Origin of the sequence: Kribbella sp. NPDC004875 (assembly GCF_042873375.1) — a bacterium.
GTDB lineage: Bacteria > Actinomycetota > Actinomycetes > Propionibacteriales > Kribbellaceae > Kribbella.
The window spans coordinates 110319-128861 of sequence record NZ_JBIALI010000001.1; the positions used below are offsets into that span (position 1 = coordinate 110319).

Annotated in this window: 20 protein-coding genes and 1 riboswitch; of the genes, 12 read left to right on the forward strand and 8 right to left on the reverse strand. The window is 68.3% G+C overall.

The window, feature by feature from the left end; genetic code table 11:
• Window positions 1-42 precede the first annotated feature (42 nt).
• The 7 genes from ACFYRH_RS00540 to pstB all read left to right on the forward strand — a co-directional run bounded on the left by ACFYRH_RS00540 (window position 43) and on the right by pstB (window position 8249).
• The gene (locus ACFYRH_RS00540; RefSeq protein WP_387771653.1) at window positions 43-2202 is read left to right on the forward strand and encodes an RNA degradosome polyphosphate kinase; all 2160 of its coding nucleotides are present in this window, start codon (window positions 43-45) and stop codon (window positions 2200-2202) included.
• A gap of 28 nt (window positions 2203-2230) precedes the next feature.
• Window positions 2231-3109, forward strand: a complete 879-nt coding sequence (locus tag ACFYRH_RS00545) for an NUDIX domain-containing protein (RefSeq protein ID WP_387765795.1) — start codon at window positions 2231-2233, stop codon at window positions 3107-3109.
• 178 nt (window positions 3110-3287) lie between these two features.
• A complete protein-coding gene (locus ACFYRH_RS00550; protein ID WP_387765798.1) occupies window positions 3288-3752 on the forward strand; it encodes a bifunctional nuclease family protein in 465 nt (154 codons plus the stop codon).
• A gap of 261 nt (window positions 3753-4013) precedes the next feature.
• On the forward strand, window positions 4014-5126 hold the full coding sequence (gene pstS, locus ACFYRH_RS00555; RefSeq protein ID WP_387765801.1) for a phosphate ABC transporter substrate-binding protein PstS: 1113 nt from the start codon (window positions 4014-4016) through the stop codon (window positions 5124-5126).
• Between the two features lie 318 nt (window positions 5127-5444).
• The gene (gene pstC / locus ACFYRH_RS00560; protein ID WP_387771656.1) at window positions 5445-6533 is read left to right on the forward strand and encodes a phosphate ABC transporter permease subunit PstC; all 1089 of its coding nucleotides are present in this window, start codon (window positions 5445-5447) and stop codon (window positions 6531-6533) included.
• Window positions 6530-7450: a phosphate ABC transporter permease PstA gene (pstA, locus tag ACFYRH_RS00565; protein WP_387765804.1), complete on the forward strand. Its 921-nt coding sequence runs from the start codon at window positions 6530-6532 to the stop codon at window positions 7448-7450. The genes pstC and pstA overlap by 4 nt, the downstream gene beginning before the upstream one ends.
• A gap of 22 nt (window positions 7451-7472) precedes the next feature.
• Window positions 7473-8249 (forward strand): phosphate ABC transporter ATP-binding protein PstB, encoded by a 777-nt coding sequence (pstB, locus tag ACFYRH_RS00570; protein ID WP_387765807.1) that lies wholly within the window; start codon window positions 7473-7475, stop codon window positions 8247-8249.
• Window positions 8250-8331: 82 nt separating this feature from the next.
• Here pstB and ACFYRH_RS00575 read toward each other — a convergent pair whose 3' ends face one another.
• Entirely contained in the window at window positions 8332-8754 is a 423-nt protein-coding gene (locus tag ACFYRH_RS00575; protein ID WP_387765810.1) for a hypothetical protein, read from the reverse strand.
• 236 nt (window positions 8755-8990) lie between these two features.
• On the opposite strand from ACFYRH_RS00575, the gene ACFYRH_RS00580 reads away from it, so the two are divergent.
• On the forward strand, window positions 8991-9686 hold the full coding sequence (locus tag ACFYRH_RS00580) for a DUF4190 domain-containing protein (RefSeq protein WP_387765813.1): 696 nt from the start codon (window positions 8991-8993) through the stop codon (window positions 9684-9686).
• A 24-nt stretch (window positions 9687-9710) separates the two neighbouring features.
• Here ACFYRH_RS00580 and ACFYRH_RS00585 read toward each other — a convergent pair whose 3' ends face one another.
• Window positions 9711-10145, reverse strand: a complete 435-nt coding sequence (locus ACFYRH_RS00585; RefSeq protein ID WP_387765816.1) for a DUF2752 domain-containing protein — start codon at window positions 10143-10145, stop codon at window positions 9711-9713.
• Between the two features lie 105 nt (window positions 10146-10250).
• Between ACFYRH_RS00585 and ACFYRH_RS00590 the strand changes: the two genes are divergently transcribed.
• The gene (locus ACFYRH_RS00590) at window positions 10251-11003 is read left to right on the forward strand and encodes an RDD family protein (protein WP_387765819.1); all 753 of its coding nucleotides are present in this window, start codon (window positions 10251-10253) and stop codon (window positions 11001-11003) included.
• A gap of 107 nt (window positions 11004-11110) precedes the next feature.
• Window positions 11111-11695, forward strand: a complete 585-nt coding sequence (locus ACFYRH_RS00595) for an RDD family protein (RefSeq protein WP_387765822.1) — start codon at window positions 11111-11113, stop codon at window positions 11693-11695.
• Window positions 11696-11698: 3 nt separating this feature from the next.
• On the opposite strand, the gene ACFYRH_RS00600 is transcribed toward ACFYRH_RS00595, so the two are convergent.
• From ACFYRH_RS00600 to thiC, 3 genes are all read right to left on the reverse strand, one after another.
• Window positions 11699-12253, reverse strand: a complete 555-nt coding sequence (locus ACFYRH_RS00600) for a hypothetical protein (RefSeq protein ID WP_387765825.1) — start codon at window positions 12251-12253, stop codon at window positions 11699-11701.
• Window positions 12250-12849: a transposase gene (locus tag ACFYRH_RS00605; RefSeq protein WP_387765828.1), complete on the reverse strand. Its 600-nt coding sequence runs from the start codon at window positions 12847-12849 to the stop codon at window positions 12250-12252. Before ACFYRH_RS00605 ends, ACFYRH_RS00600 begins: the two co-directional genes overlap by 4 nt.
• Before the next feature lie 162 nt (window positions 12850-13011).
• On the reverse strand, window positions 13012-14634 hold the full coding sequence (thiC, locus tag ACFYRH_RS00610) for a phosphomethylpyrimidine synthase ThiC (RefSeq protein ID WP_387765831.1): 1623 nt from the start codon (window positions 14632-14634) through the stop codon (window positions 13012-13014).
• Window positions 14626-14759: riboswitch (TPP riboswitch) on the reverse strand. (Overlaps the previous gene by 9 nt.)
• 37 nt (window positions 14760-14796) lie before the next feature.
• On the opposite strand from thiC, the gene ACFYRH_RS00615 reads away from it, so the two are divergent.
• Window positions 14797-15552: a lysophospholipid acyltransferase family protein gene (locus tag ACFYRH_RS00615; protein WP_387765833.1), complete on the forward strand. Its 756-nt coding sequence runs from the start codon at window positions 14797-14799 to the stop codon at window positions 15550-15552.
• Window positions 15553-15751: 199 nt separating this feature from the next.
• Entirely contained in the window at window positions 15752-16231 is a 480-nt protein-coding gene (locus ACFYRH_RS00620) for a hypothetical protein (RefSeq protein WP_387765836.1), read from the forward strand.
• Window positions 16232-16456: 225 nt separating this feature from the next.
• On the opposite strand, the gene ACFYRH_RS00625 is transcribed toward ACFYRH_RS00620, so the two are convergent.
• From ACFYRH_RS00625 to ACFYRH_RS00635, 3 genes are all read right to left on the reverse strand, one after another.
• Window positions 16457-17455 (reverse strand): anion permease, encoded by a 999-nt coding sequence (locus tag ACFYRH_RS00625; protein ID WP_387765838.1) that lies wholly within the window; start codon window positions 17453-17455, stop codon window positions 16457-16459.
• 2 nt (window positions 17456-17457) lie between these two features.
• Window positions 17458-18090 carry a DUF47 domain-containing protein gene (locus ACFYRH_RS00630; protein ID WP_387765841.1) on the reverse strand — a complete coding sequence of 211 codons (633 nt, stop codon included), beginning with the start codon at window positions 18088-18090 and terminating at the stop codon, window positions 17458-17460.
• Window positions 18091-18230: 140 nt separating this feature from the next.
• Entirely contained in the window at window positions 18231-18539 is a 309-nt protein-coding gene (locus ACFYRH_RS00635) for a DUF202 domain-containing protein (protein WP_387765843.1), read from the reverse strand.
• Window positions 18540-18543 lie beyond the last annotated feature (4 nt).

Sequence of the window (18543 nt, forward strand, 5' to 3'; positions counted from 1 at the left end):
GTGAACTCGCGGACGGCTACCCCTTGTTCACCAAACAATGCAATCCTGGTCGATGTGGCTGGAGACCTGCTGGCATCGCACAACCGGGAGTACGACGTCGAACCGCCGTACGACATCAGTGCGGCCGGCGACCTCCCGGCGGACCGGTTCTCGGACCGGGAGCTGAGCTGGCTGGCGTTCAACCAGCGCGTCCTGGAGCTCGCCGAGAACGACCGGATCCCGCTGCTCGAGCGGGCCAAGTTCCTGGCCATCTTCGCGAGCAACCTGGACGAGTTCTACATGGTCCGGATCGCCGGTCTGAAGCGCCGGATCGCGGCCGGCGTCGCGGTGAAGGCGGCCAGCGGTCTGCTCCCCCGCGAGGTCCTGGACCGCAGCCTGGCGAAGAGCCGCGAACTGATGGACCGGCACGCGGAGACCTGGCGGAAGTCGGTGCAGCCCGCGCTGACCCAGCAGGGCATCGACATCCTGCGCTGGGACGAGCTGGAGCACTCCGAGCGCGAGGACATGACCCGGTTCTTCCGGGACCGAGTGTTCCCGGTCCTGACGCCGCTGGCGGTCGACCCGTCGCACCCGTTCCCGTACATCTCCGGCCTGAGCCTGAACCTGGCGGTCGTCGTCCGTAACCCGGACACCGGCGGTGAGCACTTCGCCCGGGTGAAGGTGCCGCCGCTGCTGCCGCGGTTCGTGAATGTCGCCGACGGCCGGTTCGTGCCGCTCGAGGACGTCATCGCGACGCATCTGGGCCAGCTCTTCCCGGGGATGGAGGTCATCCAGCACCACACGTTCCGGGTAACCCGCAACGAGGACCTCGAGGTCGAGGAGGACGACGCCGAGAACCTGCTGGCCGCGCTCGAGAAGGAGTTGCTGCGCCGCCGGTTCGGTCCGCCGGTCCGGCTCGAGGTCGAGGAGTCGATCGACCCGCAGGTGAAGGCGCTGCTGCTGTCCGAGCTGGGCGTCACCGAGGCCGAGGTGTTCGAGCTGCCCGGCCCGCTGGACCTGCGTGGCCTGTTCACCATCGCCGGCCTGGACAGGGCCGAGCTGAAGTACCCGGCGTTCGTCCCGTCGACGCATCCGCACCTGGCCGAGGTGGAGACCTCCAACCCGGCCGACATGTTCCACGCGCTCAAGCAGCGCGACGTGCTGGTCCACCACCCGTACGACTCGTTCTCCACCAGCGTGCAGCGCTTCATCGAGCAGGCCGCCGCCGATCCGCACGTGCTGGCGATCAAGCAGACGCTGTACCGCACCAGTGGTGACTCCCCGATCGTCGACGCGCTCATCGACGCCGCCGAGGCCGGCAAGCAGGTGCTGGTGCTGGTCGAGATCCAGGCGCGTTTCGACGAGCAGGCGAACATCAAGTGGGCCCGTCAGCTCGAGCACGCCGGATGCCACGTCGTGTACGGCGTGATCGGTCTCAAGACGCACTGCAAGCTTTCCATGGTCGTCCGCGACGAGCCGGACGGACTGCGCCGCTATGCGCACATCGGGACCGGCAACTACCACCCGAAGACCGCGCGGCTCTACGAGGACCTCGGACTGCTCACCAGCGACCGCGTGGTCACCGAGGACGTCGCACTGCTCTTCAACCACCTGTCCGGCTTCGGCCGCAGCGCCGGCTACCGGCGGATCCTGGTCGCTCCCCAGTCGGTACGGCGTGGGCTCATCGAGCGGATCGAGCGCGAAGTACAGCACCACCTGGCCGGCCGTCCCGCCCGGATCCGGATCAAGGTGAACAGCCTGGTCGACGAGGCCACCTGTGACGCGCTCTACCGGGCGTCGCAGGCCGGCGTACCGGTCGACCTCTGGATCCGCGGCATCTGCACGTTGCGTCCCGGCGTACCCGGTCTGTCGGAGAACATCCAGGTGCGCAGCATCCTGGGCCGGTTCCTCGAGCACAGCCGGGTGTTCCTGTTCGAGAACGGTGGCGAGCCGGAGGTGTGGATCGGCTCCGCCGACCTGATGCACCGGAACCTGGACCGCCGCGTCGAGGTACTGGTGCAGCTGCGGGAGCGGGACCACATCACCGAGCTGGGTGAGCTGTTCGACCTGGCGCTGGACGAGACCACCGGGTCCTGGTGGCTGCAGGCGGACGACACCTGGCAGCCCCGGCTGAGCGCACCTGACGGCGAGCCGCTCCGCGACCTGCAGGAGCGGTTGATCGCGACCCGTGGACGTCGCCGCGCGATCGAACCCATCGGCTAGCACGGAGCGTATTTCGTAGGGTGAACGGATGAGCAACACGCCGACCGTGATCGCCGCGGGTGGTGTCGTCTGGCGGGAACGCCGCGACACCAGGCAGGTGCTGCTGGTGCACCGTCCCCGGTACGACGACTGGTCCCTGCCGAAGGGGAAGCTGACCCCGCACGAGCACGTCCTGCTCGGTGCGCGACGGGAGATCGAGGAAGAGACCGGACAGCGGGTCGTCTTCGGTCCACCGCTCGGCGTGCAGCGCTATCAGGTCCGCAAGAACGGCGGGACCGCTGAGAAGCTCGTGCACTACTGGTCCGCCGTACCGGTCGACGACGGTGAGTTCGAGCCGAACGACGAAGTCGACGAGATCAGCTGGCTCCCGGTGGACAAGGCGCGCAACAAGCTGAGCTATCCGCGCGACGTGGACATCCTGGACGCACTGGAGCACGTGGTGCCGGTCGTGGCCACGATCGTCATCGTCCGGCACGCGGAGGCGGTGAAGCGGAAGGACTGGGACGGCAAGGACACGCTGCGGCCGCTGACCAGCAACGGCAAGGCCGTGGCCGAGCGACTGACCGGCGTACTGGCGGCCCTCGGTGTCGACCGCGTGATCAGCAGCGACGCGGAGCGCTGCGTGGCGACGGTCGCGCCGTACGCCGCCTCGATCAACCGGCACATCACGCTGTGGCCGGAGATCTCCGAGCGCGGGTACGAGGCCGATCCGGGCGGACTGCGTGGCCTGTCCGAGCGGGCGTGGAAACCGGGCAAGGTGACGGTTGTCTGCTCGCACCGGCCGGTGCTGGCGGCGCTGTCGCGGGAGCTGGGCGTGAAGGTCGGCAAGTTCTCCACCGGCTCGTTCCTGGTCGTCCACCGCCTGGCGGACGGCCGCCTGGTCCACGACCGGTTCCATGCTCCTTAGGGCTCCTCAGGGGCTCCTCAGGGCGCCGTAGCAGCGCGACACGGCTCGGTGACGATCCAGGCACGGCCGACGGGCCGGTCGGGTGACACTGGAGCTGACGGGTATGTTCCTACCCGAGGAACCGGCGCCCCACCCCGGTGCCGGTCTGAGGAGAGGTTCGTGGCGCACCATGACGATGATGCGAGAACTGACACTGGTCGGGATCCGGATGGAATCACCCAACCGGGCCCCGGTGATGATGCTGCGGGAGACCGAGGGCTACCGCTACCTGCCGATCTCGATCGGCTCGGTCGAGGCCACCGCGATCGCGTACGAGGAACAGGGCCTGCGCCCCTCCCGGCCGCTCACCCATGACCTGATGCGGGACCTGATCGAGGCGTTCGACGTCCACATCGACGCCGTCGAGATCGTCGAGCTGCGCGACGCCGTCTTCTACGCCGAGCTCGTCCTCGCCAACGGCGCCCGGGTGTCGGCCCGGCCGAGTGACTCCGTCGCGCTCGCAGTCCGTCTGGGTACGCCGATCCGCTGCACCGAAGAGGTACTCCGGGAGGCCGGCGTCGCCACCCCGGAGGAGGAGCAGGCCGAGCTCGAGCGCTTCCGCCAGTTCCTGGACGGCGTCGCGCCGGAGGACTTCTCCAGCTGACAGCTCACCGAAACATCGAACGTTCACGGAAGCCAAGCGCTGAGCGTTACCAAAACGTGAGCGAGAAGCCGTTTACATCGACGGAGAGTCACCGCTCTTAACTCAGTTCACCTAATAGCCGCCTGTCGGCACGCCAGGCGTCGCACACGCTACCGGAACCGTTCACCGCTCGTTCACCAGCGACGGGCCGGTCGGTCACCTCGTCTCCCTACCGTCTGTGGAAGTTCAGAAGTCTGATTCCCGCAGAAGGGCAACACTCTCGTGTCCGTCAATCGCCTGCTCCGCGTCGGCTCCGTCGCCGTGGCATCCCTCGGCGTTCTCGCTCTGAGCGCCTGTGGCAGTGACCCCCAGCCGTCCGGCTCCTCGAGCTCCGGCAGCTCGGACTCCCCGGCCGCCGCCGACTGCCCGCAGGGCACCCTGAACGCTGAAGGCTCCTCGGCGCAGAAGAACGCCATCGACGAGGTCATCAGCAAGTACAACGAGAAGTGCGCCGACGTCACGGTGAACTACAACCCGACCGGTTCCGGCGCGGGTATCAAGCAGTTCAACGCGAACCAGGTCGACTTCGCCGGCTCCGACTCGGCGCTGAAGCCCGACGAGATGACCGCGGCCACCAAGCGCTGCGCGAACAACCCGGCCGTCGACCTGCCGATGGTCATCGGCCCGATCGCGATCGCCTACAACGTCGACGGCCTGGACAAGCTGGTCCTCGACGGCCCGACCGCCGCGAAGATCTTCTCCGGCGCGATCAAGACCTGGAACGACCCGGCGATCGCCAAGCTGAACCCCGGCGTCACGCTGCCGTCGGCCCCGATCTCGGTCTTCTTCCGCTCCGACGAGTCCGGCACCACCGAGAACTTCACCAAGTACCTGAAGGCCGCGGGCGGTGGCGCGTGGACCAAGGACCCGGCGAAGAAGTGGACCGGCACGGGTGCCGGTAAGGAGAAGTCCGCCGGTGTCGCCGAGGGCGTGAAGAGCACCAAGAACTCGATCACCTACGTCGAGTGGTCGTACGCCGTCGACAACAAGCTCGGCGTCGCGCAGATCGACAACGGCTCGGGCACCCCGGTCGACCTGTCCGCGGAGTCCGCGGGCAAGGCCCTCGCCGCCGCGCAGCCGGCCGGCACCGGGTCCGACCTGGCCCTGAAGCTGGACTACGCGACCAAGGCCCCGGGTGCGTACCCGATCATCCTGGTCACCTACGAGATCGCCTGCACCAAGGGCCTCCCGGCCGAGAAGACCGCGATGGTGAAGAGCTTCCTGAGCTACTTCGTCAGCAAGGACGGTCAGGCGTCGCTGACCGACCTGAACTACGCGCCGCTCCCGGCCGAGATCCAGACCAAGGTCGAGGCCGCGATCAAGGCGATCAGCTGATCGCGGAGCTGTCCTGATGCGAGCCCCGGCCGGTCCGAGTCATCGGAGACGCGGTCGGGGCTTCGCCTCGTCAGACCCAGACGTGACATTCACGACTCAGGCGCTTGGAGAGCACCATCGATGAGTAGTCCAGACGGCACGGCACCGCCCGACCGGCCGGACGGCACGACCGCCGGCGAGGCAGCCACGGCGGACGCCGAAGCCCGGATCGAGGATCTGGTCCACGAGGACGCCGGCCCGACGCCGCAGTTCGGTGGTCTGGCCGCCGAACACGCCGAACACGCTGATCACCCGGGGATGCAGCAGTCCACCGAGGTGATGACCGAATCCGGCACCGAGGAGGCGGCGATCACGGCTGCCGCCCCAGAGAGCACGCCCCAGACCACGCCGACGACGACCGAGACCGGTGCGAAGCTCGACCTGGGCGCGGTCGGTCACCTCGGTGACCGGTTGTTCGGCGGGCTCGCCCGCGGGTCCGGCGGCCTGGTGGTCCTGATCGTCGCGTTCGTCGGCATCTTCCTGCTGGCGCTGGCGATCCCGGCGCTGGCCGACAACAAGAGCAGCTTCCTGTTCTCCCGGATCTGGGAGCCGGGCGGCGACCAGCCCCGGTTCGGTATCGCGGCGCTCTTCTACACGACGGTGATCAGCTCGATCATCGCGATGCTGATCGCGGTACCGGTCGCGATCGGCGTCGCGTTGTTCGTCACGTACTACGCACCGAAGCGGCTCGCCGCGCCGGTCGCGCACGCGGTCGACCTGCTGGCCGCCGTACCGTCGATCGTCTACGGCCTGTGGGGCATCCTGTTCTTCGCGCCGATCCTGCAGCCGGTGATCAACGGCATCGCCGCCGCACTCGGCTGGATCCCGCTGTTCGAGAAGCCGCCGGGCGACAACGTCGGCGTGGTCTTCACCGCGTCGGTGGTACTGGCGATCATGATCCTGCCGGTGGTCACCGCGATCAGCCGGGAGATCTTCGCGCAGACGCCGATCTCGCACCGCGAGGGCGCGCTGGCGCTGGGCGCGACCCGCTGGGAGATGATCCGGCTGTCGGTGCTGCCGTACGGGCGTTCCGGTGTGGTCAGCGCCTCGATGCTCGGCCTCGGCCGGGCGCTCGGTGAGACGGTCGCCGTGCTGATCATCCTGTCGGTGCCGAACGGCAACGACCCGTGGAACTCGTCGATCTTCGCCGGTGGCGAGACGTTCGCGTCGAAGATCGCCAACAACGCCGCCGAGTTCGACTCGCCGGAGAAGACCGGCGCGTACATCGCGGCCGGTCTGGTGCTGTTCGTGGTCACGTTCCTGGTCAACTCCGCGGCCCGGATCATCGTCGACCGCAGCGGCCCGGGTGGCAAGAAGCGCCCCCGCCGGAACCGCCGTTCCGGCGCAGCCGAAGGAGCTTCCGTATGAGCGCGATCGCAGAGAACAAACCGGCGTACGACGGGAAGGTCCTGGACCTGACCGGCAAGTCCGGCGCCCGGGCCTTCAAGAACACGCTGGCCACGGTGCTGATCGTGCTGGCGTTCGTGATCGCGATGATCCCGCTGCTGTGGATCCTGCTCACGGTGATCACCAAGGGGTACCACCTGCTGCTGAGTGCCGACTGGTGGAGCCAGTCGCAGCGCGGGATCACCGTGCGGCGGGCCGGCGGCGGCGCGTACCACGCGATCATGGGCACGCTGATCATGGCCCTGATCACCGCGGTGATCGCGGTGCCGATCGCCATCCTCGGCGCGGTCTACCTGGTCGAGTACGGCAAGGGCACGCGGATCGCCAAGGTCGTCAGCTTCATGATCGACATCCTCACCGGTGTCCCGTCGATCGTCGCCGCGCTGTTCGTCTACGCGGTCTGGATCACGGTGTTCGGCTTCAACCGGGTCGGGTTCGCGGTGTCGCTGTCGCTGGTACTGCTGATGCTCCCGGTCGTCCTGCGGTCCACCGAGGAGATGCTGAAGCTCGTCCCGGACGAGCTACGCGAGGCGTCGTACGCGCTCGGGGTGCCGAAGTGGAAGACGATCCTCAAGGTCGTCGTCCCGACAGCGTTCGGCGGCATCATCACCGGCGTGATGCTCGGTCTGGCCCGCGTCATGGGTGAGACCGCGCCGCTGCTGATCCTGGTCGGCTACTCGAAGAACATCAACCTGAACCCGTTCAACGGGTTCATGGGCGCACTGCCGACGATGATCAACCAGGACCGCACCGAGCTCGCGCTGCCGAACGCCGCGGACCGGGTCTGGGCAGCGGCGCTCACCCTGATCCTGCTCGTCCTCGCCCTCAACCTGCTGGCCCGGCTGATCGCCCGGTTCAGCACCATCAAGTCGAAATAGTCACGAGAGGTTCTGAGTCGATATGGCGAAGCGCATCGAGGTCAGCGGCCTCAACGTCTACTACGGCGATTTCAAGGCGGTCGAGGACGTGTCGATGACGGTCGAGCCCCGCTCGGTCACAGCGTTCATCGGCCCGTCCGGCTGCGGCAAGTCCACCTTCCTGCGCACCCTGAACCGGATGCACGAGGTGATCCCCGGCGCCCGCGTCGAGGGCAAGGTGATGCTGGACCAGCAGGACCTGTACGGCTCCGGGGTCGACCCGGTCGCGGTCCGGCGGGTCGTCGGCATGGTGTTCCAGCGGCCGAACCCGTTCCCGACGATGTCGATCTTCGACAACGTCGCGTCCGGCCTGAAACTGAACGGTGTCAAGGACAAGAAGAAGCTCACCGAGGTCGTCGAGTCCTCGCTGCAGGGCGCGAACCTGTGGAACGAGGTCAAGGACCGCCTCGACAAGCCCGGCGCGGGCCTGTCCGGTGGACAGCAGCAGCGGCTGTGCATCGCCCGGGCGATCGCGGTCGAGCCCGAGGTGATCCTGATGGATGAGCCCTGCTCGGCCCTGGACCCGATCTCGACGCTGGCGATCGAGGACCTGATCGAGAAGCTGAAGGACAAGTTCACCGTCGTGATCGTCACGCACAACATGCAGCAGGCGGCGCGGGTCTCGGACCAGACCGCGTTCTTCAACCTGGCCGCGACCGGCAAGCCCGGCCGGCTGATCGAGATGGCCCCGACCAAGCAGATCTTCTCCAACCCGTCGGAGAAGGCGACCGAGGACTACATCACCGGCCGCTTCGGCTGATCCTGGGTACGACGCTGCGCTGGACCACGCTGCCGGCCGCCGCGACGAGACCTGTCGCGGCGGCCGCTGCTTTCAGAACCCCTTACACACAAAGCGTCCGGGCGAAGTTGACCCGGGCAAGCACATCGGCGACATCGCGGGGGGAACCGACGCCGACGTGGGTGTTGTGGGTGCGGTTGCCGTTCTGCACGGTGACCTGGACGAAACCGGTGGTCCGGCGCTCCTTGCAAAGCAGAAAGAGCAGCCCGAGCAGGCAGGCCAGCGCGAAGACGATCGCCAGGATGATCGCCCAGGCGGGGATCTTCTCCTCGGTCCGCGACATGTCCATCGCCGACCAGTTCGCGCCATGTGTCGGCAGCACGCCGGCCGGGGTCACGATCCGCTGCTGCTCGACCGAGATGTCGCCGACGGTGACCAGCACCGGACCGGCCGGCAACGCCTGCAAGGGCATCTGCGGCTGCTGGTAATGCCCGCCGACCGGCGGCGGGAACGCTCCAGGGGCCATCCCGTAAGGACCTGGTTGTGCCTGTGGGGCGGCCTCGAAGGCGGGAGGGGCGGAGTACTGCACCGGGAGGTGGCGGGTCGGTTCGCCGCCGGGAACCTGACCGGGTACCGGTTCACGAGGGGTTTCAGTCACAGGCAGACCCTAAGCGTTCCGCGGCCCGGTGTGGGGGCGTGACCGGGAACCTGTGGAAAAGATAGCCTGCGAGGATTCCTCGACGTTCTCAGAAGGGAACCGCGGTGAGCACACCGACGCCACCTCCCGGCGACGACCAGAACGACCAGAACCGGCCGCAGGACACCCCAGAGACCCCGGGTGAACAGCCGAACCCGTACGGACAGTCCGATCCGTACGGCCAGCCGGGTCAGCAGGGCCAGCCGGGTCAGCCTGAGCAGCCGGGCCAGTACGGCCAGCAGCCGGGCCAGTACGGGCAGCCTGGTCAGTACGGCCAAGAGCAGCCCGGTCAGTACGGGCAGCAGCCCGGCCAGTCGCAGTACCCGGGTCAGCCGGGGCAGTACGGCCAGCAGGGCGGTTACGGGCAGCAGGGCGGCTACGGCGAGCAGCCGGGTCAGCCTGGTCAGTACGGGCAGCAGCAGGGCTACGGCCAGCAGGATTACGGGCAGCAGGCCGGTTACGGTCAGCAGCAGGCGGGTTCGTACGGGCAGCAGCCCGGCCAGTACGGCTCGTACGGTCAGGGCCAGGCCGGCTACGGCTACGGCGCGCAGCCGCAGAGCAACACCCCGCAGACGCTGGCCATCATCGGCATCGTCTGCTGGTTCTGCTGCGGTATCGCCTCGGTCGTCCTCGGTCTGATTGCGCAGGGCAAGTTCCGTGAGCAGGGCCGTCCGGACACGCTGGCCAAGGTCGCCTGGATCGGCGGCATCGTGTCGATCGCGCTGTCGGTCGTCGGCTCGATCATCAACTACAGCAACTGACCCGCGCCCCCGGCTGTCCGGTTCTCAGTGCAGGTTGCGTGCGACGCCGTACACGGCGAGCAGGACGAGCACGCCCTTCAGCACCCAGTCCGCGGCCCGCGGACTCATCGACAGCCGGGGCAGGCGCACCAGTCGCAGTGACTCGAGCGTCCAGGCGAGCACCTGGTAGCCGAGGGCAACACCAACGAGCGGCCCGAGCACCAGGATCACCGGGTTGAAGTGCCATGCGGCGCCCAGATCGCCGCGCAGCAGGGCCGCCGCCATCCGGGTCGATCCACACAGCGGGCAGTTCAGCCCGGTGGTGGCGTGCAGGATGCACGGGATGCCGAGACCAGACAGCTGGTACACGCCGGCCAGTGCGAACCCGCCGACACCGACCGCGGACAGGCCCCACACGCGGCGGTCCAGCGGCTGGACCGGTCCGGCGGGCCGAAGTACGACGCTCTGCGAGACGCTCACCCGACAACGGTAACTCTCATCACGTGGGATCCGTCGAGGGGTCTGAGCCGTCCGACCACTAGCCTGCAACTCACTCCTCAACAGTTATTCATAGAAGGGATCGTCGTGAGCACTCCGACGCCACCGCCGGGTTACGGCCCGCAGGACCCACAGCAGCCGGGTCAGTACGGCCAGCCAGGCCAGTACGGTCAGCCCGGTCAGCAGCAGGGCCAGTACGGGCAGCAGCCCGGCTACGGCGGCCAGCAGCCGGGCTACGGCCAGCAGCCCGCTCAGCCGGGGCAGTACGGGCAGCAGTACGGTCAGCAGCCGGGCTACGGGCAGCAGCCGGGATATCCCCAGCAGCCGGGGCAGTACGGGCAGCAGCCCGGTCAGCCGGGCCAGTACGGGCAGCCGTACGGCGGCCAGGCGGGCTACGGCCAGTACGGTCAGCCGGGCGGCTTCGGCGGCGGCCTCCCGGGCAACCTGGCCGCATGGCCGAACCGGGTCGGTGGCGCGCTGATCGACGGTCTGATCGTCGGTGTGCCGTACGGTATCGGTTCCGCCCTGTCGAACAGCAGCAGCTCGGGCGTGGCGATCATCGCGATCGTCTTCTACCTGATCGGCATCGGCCTGGCGATCTGGAACTACATCATCCGCCAGGGCAGCACCGGTCAGACGGTCGGCAAGCAGGTGCTCGGGCTCAAGCTCATCGGCGCCGAGACCGGTCAGCCGCTGGGCGCCGGCAAGACGTTCCTGCGTCAGCTCACCCACATCCTCGACAGCGCCTCCTGCTACATCGGCTACCTGTGGCCGCTGTGGGACGAGAAGCGGCAGACGTTCGCGGACAAGATCAACAACACGTACGTCGTCAAGCTCTGACACCGGCCTGACGACTTCCGGACGCCGTGGCCTGAACAGGCCGCGGCGTCCGCTCGTTCCGGCCGAGTCCGCGATACTCGTGCCCAGGCACCCAGAGAGGACCCCTCGTGACCACCCCTCCCTCAGGCCCGTACGGCGGCCCTCCTCCCACCCCGTACGGCGGTCAGTACCCGCCTGGCCAGCCGGGGCAGTTCCCGAACCAGGGCTACAACCCCTACGGACAAGGCGCTCCGGGACCGGCCGGCTACGGGTACGGCTACGCGCCGCCCGGCCGCCTCGCGGACTGGCCGATCCGGGTCGGCGCCTCGCTGCTCGACTCGCTGCTCACGGCCATCCCGGCGATCGCCGGCGTGCTCGTCGCGTTGATCGTCAACGGCGACCAGGAGGAGCTGGGCGCGGGCGGTGGGATCGCGATGATCGGTGGCTTCGTGGTGGCGTTCCTGGTCTGGGTGTGGAACCGCATCGTCCAGCAGGGCCGGACCGGTCAGTCGTTCGGCAAGAAGGTGACCGGGCTGCGGGTCGTTGACGCGCACAACGGTCAGCTGATCGGCATGGGCAAGACCATCGGTCGCGAGGTGTGCGCGCAGATCTTCAACCAGCTCTGCCTGCTGAACGTGCTCTGGCCGCTCTGGGACGACAAGCAGCAGACCTGGCACGACAAGGCCGTCGGGGACGTCGTCATCCGCCCCTGATCGTCAGTGCGAGCGGAGCAGTCCGGCGCAGGTGACCGCCCACAGCACGCTGGTGAACGTGCCGATGATGAAGCGCTCGGCGACGGCCTGTGGGGTGACCGACGCCGGCTGATCGGGACTGCGGAGCTCCGGGTACCGCGCGAGGCCCTTGATCGCCAGCACGATGGCAATGCCTTCCGGCCAGCCGGAGACCAGGGCGGCGTAGATGGCCATCCGTTCCAGCGCACCGATCAGGGCGCCGCCACGCAGTACCTCGCCGGCTTTCTGGGTCGACTGTGCTCTGGTGTTGCCCCGGTCGGCCAGAGCCATCACAGAGGTTGTCAGCGGCCCACCGCCGATCACTGCCAACCCCCCGGCCAGGAGGAGCAGTACGTTCCACCAGCGTTCGGCCCAGCCCGTCACTCCGTGACCGGCCAGGAGCAGGACGCCGACGGTGGCCAGGCAGGCCAGCATCACGCCGCTGATGATGATCTCGAGGTTGGAACCGGACTTCGGCACCCACGCGAGGACGGCGAGGACCAGCGCGGCAGCGGTCAGCGACAGGACCAGTGCCGTCACGCAGCGACTCCCGCGGCCAGCAGGTCGGCGGCAAGCACCCGTCCGCGTTGTTCCTCCGCGAATCCGGCGGCCTGCGCCCGCTGCGTCACCGCAGACTGGCTGATGCCGAGTTTCACGCCGATCTCCCGCCTCGTGAGTCCTTCTGCCAGCAGGTCCGCCACCGCCCAGCCACGGTCGCTGCGCCGGCGCAGTACGGACGCCATCAGCCAGAGCACCGTTTCCACCTGCTCCGCGGTCCGGGTGTCCGATCCGACCACGTTCAGGTGGTGCGGGCTGGACTTGGCCCGGGTGACCGCCTCGCGGGCGAACACGAACGCGTCACCGCTGCCGGCCCGGGTACTGCGTGGCAGTGGCTCGACGACCGCGCCGACACCGAGCCCGACGTACCAGCTGTCGGCGCGGAGCAGCTCGACGATCACGTCGATCGTCGGACGGGCCTCGGAGAGCACGCCCTGGACCTCGTCGCCGGCGGTCCGCTCGAACTTCCGCAGCAGTCCGGTCCGCCGTGGGCGGCGGTTCAGGGAGTTCAGTAGCTCGGGTACGAGATCGCTCGTGCTTCGGCTGCCGCGCTGATCTACGGTGAGAACGAAGACCATCCCTGTACCTCCTTCCGAACGGCTTAAGGCTACAGTCTTATTCACGTAGAGTGAAGGCCAAAACCTGAATCGCTTCAGCCAACTACTCCCCGTATCCAGTCTCACAGGCAGTCGCCCTGCCGGGCCCGCTCCCGGCGACCGGCCGGGAGCGGGGATCGGCGATCAGTCGGTGATCGGCAGGTAGAGCTTCTGATCGGTGGACCTGAAGGTCTCGGACATCTCCGCGAAGCCGGCCTCGATGGCCTCGGTCGAGGTCAGCCCGTGCTCCTCGGCGTAGGCGCGGATGTCGGCGGTGATCCGCATCGAGCAGAACTTCGGGCCGCACATCGAGCAGAAGTGCGCGGTCTTCGCGGGTTCGGCGGGCAGCGTCTCGTCGTGGAAGGACCGTGCGGTGTCCGGATCCAGCGAGAGGTTGAACTGGTCCTCCCAGCGGAACTCGAACCTTGCCTTGGACAACGTGTCGTCCCAGGCCTGCGCACCCGGATGCCCCTTGGCCAGGTCCGCCGCGTGCGCGGCGATCTTGTACGTGATCACGCCGGTCTTCACGTCGTCCCGGTCCGGCAGCCCGAGGTGTTCCTTCGGCGTGACGTAGCAGAGCATCGCCGTACCCAGCCAGCCGATCTGCGCGGCGCCGATCGCCGACGTGATGTGGTCGTAGGCCGGCGCCACGTCAGTTGCCAACGGCCCCAATGTGTAGAACGGCGCCTCGCCGCAGAGCGCCTCCTCGAGCCGCACGTTCTCCGCGATCTTGTGCATCGGAACGTGTCCCGGCCCCTCGATCATCACCTGGACGTCGTGCTCCCAGGCGACCCGCGTCAACTCCCCGAGCGTTCGCAGCTCGGCGAACTGCGCCTCGTCGTTCGCGTCCGCGATGCATCCCGGCCGCAACCCGTCGCCCAGCGAGAACGTCACGTCGTACTCGCGGAGGATCTCGCACAGCTCCGCGAAATGCGTGTACAGGAAGGACTCCTGGTGGTGCGCGAGACACCACGCCGCCATGATCGACCCACCCCGCGACACGATCCCGGTGATCCGCCGCGCGGTCAGCGGCACGTACCGCAGCAGTACGCCGGCATGCACGGTCATGTAGTCGACACCCTGCTCGCACTGCTCGATCACCGTGTCGCGGTACACCTCCCACGACAGCGCGGCCGGATCGCCCTTCACCTTCTCCAGGGCCTGGTACAGCGGCACCGTCCCGATCGGCACCGGCGAGTTGCGCAGGATCCACTCCCGCGTCGCGTGGATGTTCTTCCCGGTGGACAGGTCCATCACCGTGTCCGCGCCCCACCGGGTCGCCCAGACCAGCTTCTCGACCTCTTCCTCGATCGAGCTGCTGACGGCGGAGTTGCCGATGTTCGCGTTCACCTTCACCAGGAACTTCTTCCCGATGATCATCGGCTCGCTCTCCGGGTGCCGCCGGTTCGCCGGGATCACGGCGCGGCCGCGCGCGACCTCGTCGCGAACCAGTTCCGGATCGAGTCCTTCCCGAAGGGCGACGTACCTCATCTCCTCGGTGATCACGCCGGCCCGGGCGTGCCCGAGCTGGGTCCGCGGCTCGCGGCCGGCGATCCACTCCTGCCGCAGCGCCGGCAGTCCGGCCTGGACGTCGATCCCGGCCGACGGGTCGGTATACGGACCGGACGTGTCGTAGAGGTCGAAGTGCTCGCCGTTGGTGAGGTGGACGCGCCGCGCCGGCACCCCGAGGTCCCCCCGGTAGATCTTCTCCGAGCCCGAGATCGGGCCGGTGGTGACCGCCGGACGGATCGTGCTGACATTCACCATGCTGGTGCTCCCTACGCCGGAATTACCCGGACAGGTTCGGCGGTCGGCGGCGCCGGCCAGGTGTCGAATCCCTGGGCCAGCCGCCCTCTCAGCCCACTACGGTGCGAGCTCCCGCGATCTCAAGTTGTCACCGCTACTCTATCGAGCCGGTACCTTCTAGGGATGCGCGACCTCGTGTACCCGCCCGTCATCGCCTTCGCGAAGACCGCCTTCACGGTGCTGGACCTGCAGATCCGCCGGACCGGCACCGAGCACGTCCCGCGCACCGGCGGGGCGCTGATCGCGATCAACCACATCAGCTACGTCGACTTCGTCCTCGGCGGGTACGGCGCTCTGCCGGCCAGGCGGCTCGTCCGGTTCATGGCCAAGGAGGTGCTGTTCCGCAATCGGTACTCGGGTCCGTTGATGCGCGGGATGCACCACATCCCCGTCGACCGGGACGCGGGCGCGGAGTCGTACCAGGAGGCGATCCGCTATCTCGGCGCGGGCGAGCTGGTCGGGGTGTTCCCGGAGGCGACGATCAGCCGGTCGTTCGAGCTCAAGGAGTTCAAGTCCGGCACGGTGCGGATGGCCGCGGAGGCCGGCGTGCCGGTGCTCCCGATGATCCTGTGGGGCACGCAGCGGATGTTCACCAAGGACCACCCGCGGGACTTCTCCCGGCACCGCCCGATCGCGATCAGCATCGGCGCGCCGATCACGGTGACCGCGGACGACGACCCGGCCGAGGCGACCGCGCACCTGCGGTCGACGATGGCCGGGATGCTCGACGAGACGATCCGCGGCTATCCCGAGCAGCCGGCCGGCGCCTGGTGGCTGCCGGCCGCGTACGGCGGCAGCGCGCCGACCCCGCAGGAGGCCGAGCGACTGGACCGCGAGGAGCTCGCCCGTCGCGCCGAGAAACGCGAGCAGGCGAACTGACTCCGGACCGCTCGGTCCGTTATGGCGCGGACAAGACCTTGACCCTCGACCCGGATCGAGGGTACGAAAGCACTCGTTGACTGAACAGGAACCTGGGGGGTCCCTGTACGGCGGGTCGCCATCGCGGCCCGGGTACTGAACGGCGGGGAAGGTCTTGTTCGATTCACCGGAAGAGCTACATCTGTTCGACCCAGGGGCGATGACCCCGGCGCCGCACGTGGCCGAGCACATCCCGGACGCGGGAGCGTTCTTCGTCGAGTGGGCGGTCCAGGGGCTGACCACGGAACGCGCCCGCGAGATCGAGTCCGCGGTGAACGGGCGACGGAACCAGAACGGCTGGTTCCCGCTCGAGACCCTGGACAGCATCGGCAGCAAGGGCTTCTGGCGCGGCCCGCTGACCTATCTGGCCCGGATGACGGCCGACGACCCGCAGATCCTCCAGGAGTGGGCCACGGACGGCCTGCGCGGCGAACAGATCGCCCGCATCCAGGCGACGGTCGACCACCTGCTGCACCAGCAGGGGCACGCGGCCGCGGCGACCTGGGCGGTGGCGGTCCGGCCGCGGATGTACCTCGACGCCGAGGTCCTCGGCGACCGACTGCTGGCCGCGTGGGAGTACAACCTCGGCTCGATCCGCGCCAAGGACGTGGCCAAGGCAGTCCGCCGCTGGAACCGCTAGCAGCTGGTACGACGGGCAGCCGCCAGACCGCCCGTCGTACCTCCTGGGCCTCTAGTGGAACTGCGGGATGATCAGGTACAGCCCGTAGAGCACGGCCGAACGACAGGTCCATGCGACCACTTCCCCAGGGGCGTGCGGAGGATCGGCAATGCCGATCGACCGTAGGCCGGGTGAGTGATTCGAAATGAACCGGTTCGGACACCGGGAGCGAGGATTGCCGAAGGGTTACTCGAGGATCCGGTGGACGATCTCGTAGACCAGCGCGGCGACGATCCCGGCCGCCGGGATGGTCAGCACCCAGGCGGTGACGATGCCCTTGGCAACACCCCAGCGAACCGCGGACAGCCGCTTGGTGGCGCCGGCGCCCATCACCGCGGAGGTGATCGTGTGCGTGGTGGAGACCGGGGCGTGCAGGCCGATCGCCATCACGTACAGCACGGTCGCGGAGATCGCCTCCGAGGCGAACCCGCGGGCCGGGTCGAGGTGGATGATCCGGCGGCCGAGCGTCCGCATGATCCGCCAGCCACCGGAGTAGGTGCCGAGCGAGATCGCGGTCGCGGCGGCCAGCTTCACCCAGACCGGGATGCCGTCGCCGGCGTTCGCGTGCCCGGTGGTGAGCAGCGCCAGGAAGATCACGCCCATCGTCTTCTGGGCGTCCTGCAGGCCGTGGCCGAGCGCCATCGCGGCCGCCGACAGCGACTGCGAGAGCCGGAACCCGCGCGTCGTCTTGCCGGGGTTGCGGTTGCGGAAGAGCCAGAGGATCGCGGTCATCAGCAGGAAGGCGCCGGCGAACCCGACCGCGGGCGACAGCACCATCGGGATGACGACCTTGTCGACGATGCCGGACCACAGCACGGTGCTCGCCGAGGCGAGGCCGGCGCCGACCAGGCCGCCGATCAGCGCGTGCGACGAGGAGCTGGGCAGGCCGAAGTACCAGGTGATCAGGTTCCAGGTGATGGCGCCGACCAGGGCCGCGATCACGACCACCAGGCCGTGCTGGCCCGAGGGGGTCTCGATGATGCCCTTGCCGACCGTCTCGGCCACCTCGGTGCCGAGGAAGGCGCCGAGGAAGTTCATCACCGCGGCCATCCCCAGCGCCACCCGCGGCGTCAGCGCGCGCGTCGACACCGAGGTGGCGATCGCGTTGGCGGCGTCGTGGAAGCCGTTGGTGTAGTCGAAGCCGAGGGCGATCACGACGACGGCGATGACGAGCGCGAGCTCCACGCTCAGGACTCCTTGACGGCGATCTGCTCGACCGTGTTGGCGACGTGCTCGAAGGCGTCGATCGCGGCCTCCAGCAGGTCGACCACGGTCTTCAGCTTCATCACGGTCAGCGCGTCGTACTCGCCGCTGAACAGTTTGGCGATCAGCCGCCGGTGGACCGCGTCACCGGTGTTCTCCAGCCGGTTGATCTCGATCCAGTACTCGGCCAGGTCCTTCATGGTCCGCAGCCGCGGCATCGTCTCCGCGGTCAGCTGGGCGGCCCGCTGGAGTACTTCGATCTGCTCGGCGATCTCCTCCGGCAGCTTCTCCAGGTTGAAGAGGTGGACGGTGTCGACCGCCTCCTCCATGAAGTCCATGACGTCGTCGAGGTCGGACGCCAGCCGGTAGATGTCCTCGCGGTCGAACGGCGTGACGAACGTCGAGTTGACCCGGCGGATGATCGAGTGCGTGGTCTCGTCGGCCGCGTGCTCGGCGTCCTTCATCTGGGCGGCGATCTGATGGCTCGAGGACAGACCTGTTCCCGCCGTACTGCCGAGCAGTTCCGCCAAGATCCGGGATCCGTCCACGAGGTGGTTGGCGGACTCGGTGAAAAGGTCGTAGAACGTCGGGTCGTTCGGACGCAGACGTAACGGCACTTCAAGCTCCGGATGAACGAGGGACAAACCGTGAACATGCTAGGGGGAACATGCGGTTGACGTGGCATCAGCCCAGGTCAACCTAGCGCGTCGTGGTGAACTTGCCAGTCAGGCGGCCCACAACGGGTAACCGATCAGTTTCAGCGGGTGATGACGGCGTACAGGTCGAAGAGGCCGACGACGAGCACCAGACCGGCCGCGACCCGGAGTACGTGCTGATGGCCGAGGGCATGGATCGCCCCTCCTTTGGTCCGCCGATAGACGGCGCTGACCGCCGTCCAGCAGCCCAAAGAGAGCACCAGGACGACGATTCCGAGGCCGGTCCGGACGTCGGACGAGCCGTGGCCGGAGGCAAGCAGCAAGGCTCCGTTGGCGATCAGTCCGAGTGCGGTACGGCGCCACGCGAGCAGCGTCCGCTCGGGCTGCCGGCCGGGATCCGGTGTGCTCATCGCC

Bases quoted from the DNA above. Each gene is read 5' to 3' on its own strand.
- ACFYRH_RS00545 (WP_387765795.1), top strand. From the start codon at position 2,231: ATGAGCAACACGCCGACCGTGATCGCCGCGGGTGGTGTCGTCTGGCGG.
- ACFYRH_RS00550 (WP_387765798.1), top strand. From the start codon at position 3,288: ATGCGAGAACTGACACTGGTCGGGATCCGGATGGAATCACCCAACCGG.
- pstC (WP_387771656.1), top strand. From the start codon at position 5,445: ATGACCGAATCCGGCACCGAGGAGGCGGCGATCACGGCTGCCGCCCCA.
- pstA (WP_387765804.1), top strand. From the start codon at position 6,530: ATGAGCGCGATCGCAGAGAACAAACCGGCGTACGACGGGAAGGTCCTG.
- pstB (WP_387765807.1), top strand. From the start codon at position 7,473: ATGGCGAAGCGCATCGAGGTCAGCGGCCTCAACGTCTACTACGGCGAT.
- ACFYRH_RS00575 (WP_387765810.1), bottom strand. From the start codon at position 8,754: ATGGCCCCTGGAGCGTTCCCGCCGCCGGTCGGCGGGCATTACCAGCAG.
- ACFYRH_RS00605 (WP_387765828.1), bottom strand. From the start codon at position 12,849: ATGGTCTTCGTTCTCACCGTAGATCAGCGCGGCAGCCGAAGCACGAGC.
- thiC (WP_387765831.1), bottom strand. From the start codon at position 14,634: ATGGTGAATGTCAGCACGATCCGTCCGGCGGTCACCACCGGCCCGATC.
- ACFYRH_RS00615 (WP_387765833.1), top strand. From the start codon at position 14,797: ATGCGCGACCTCGTGTACCCGCCCGTCATCGCCTTCGCGAAGACCGCC.
- ACFYRH_RS00620 (WP_387765836.1), top strand. From the start codon at position 15,752: ATGACCCCGGCGCCGCACGTGGCCGAGCACATCCCGGACGCGGGAGCG.
- ACFYRH_RS00635 (WP_387765843.1), bottom strand. From the start codon at position 18,539: ATGAGCACACCGGATCCCGGCCGGCAGCCCGAGCGGACGCTGCTCGCG.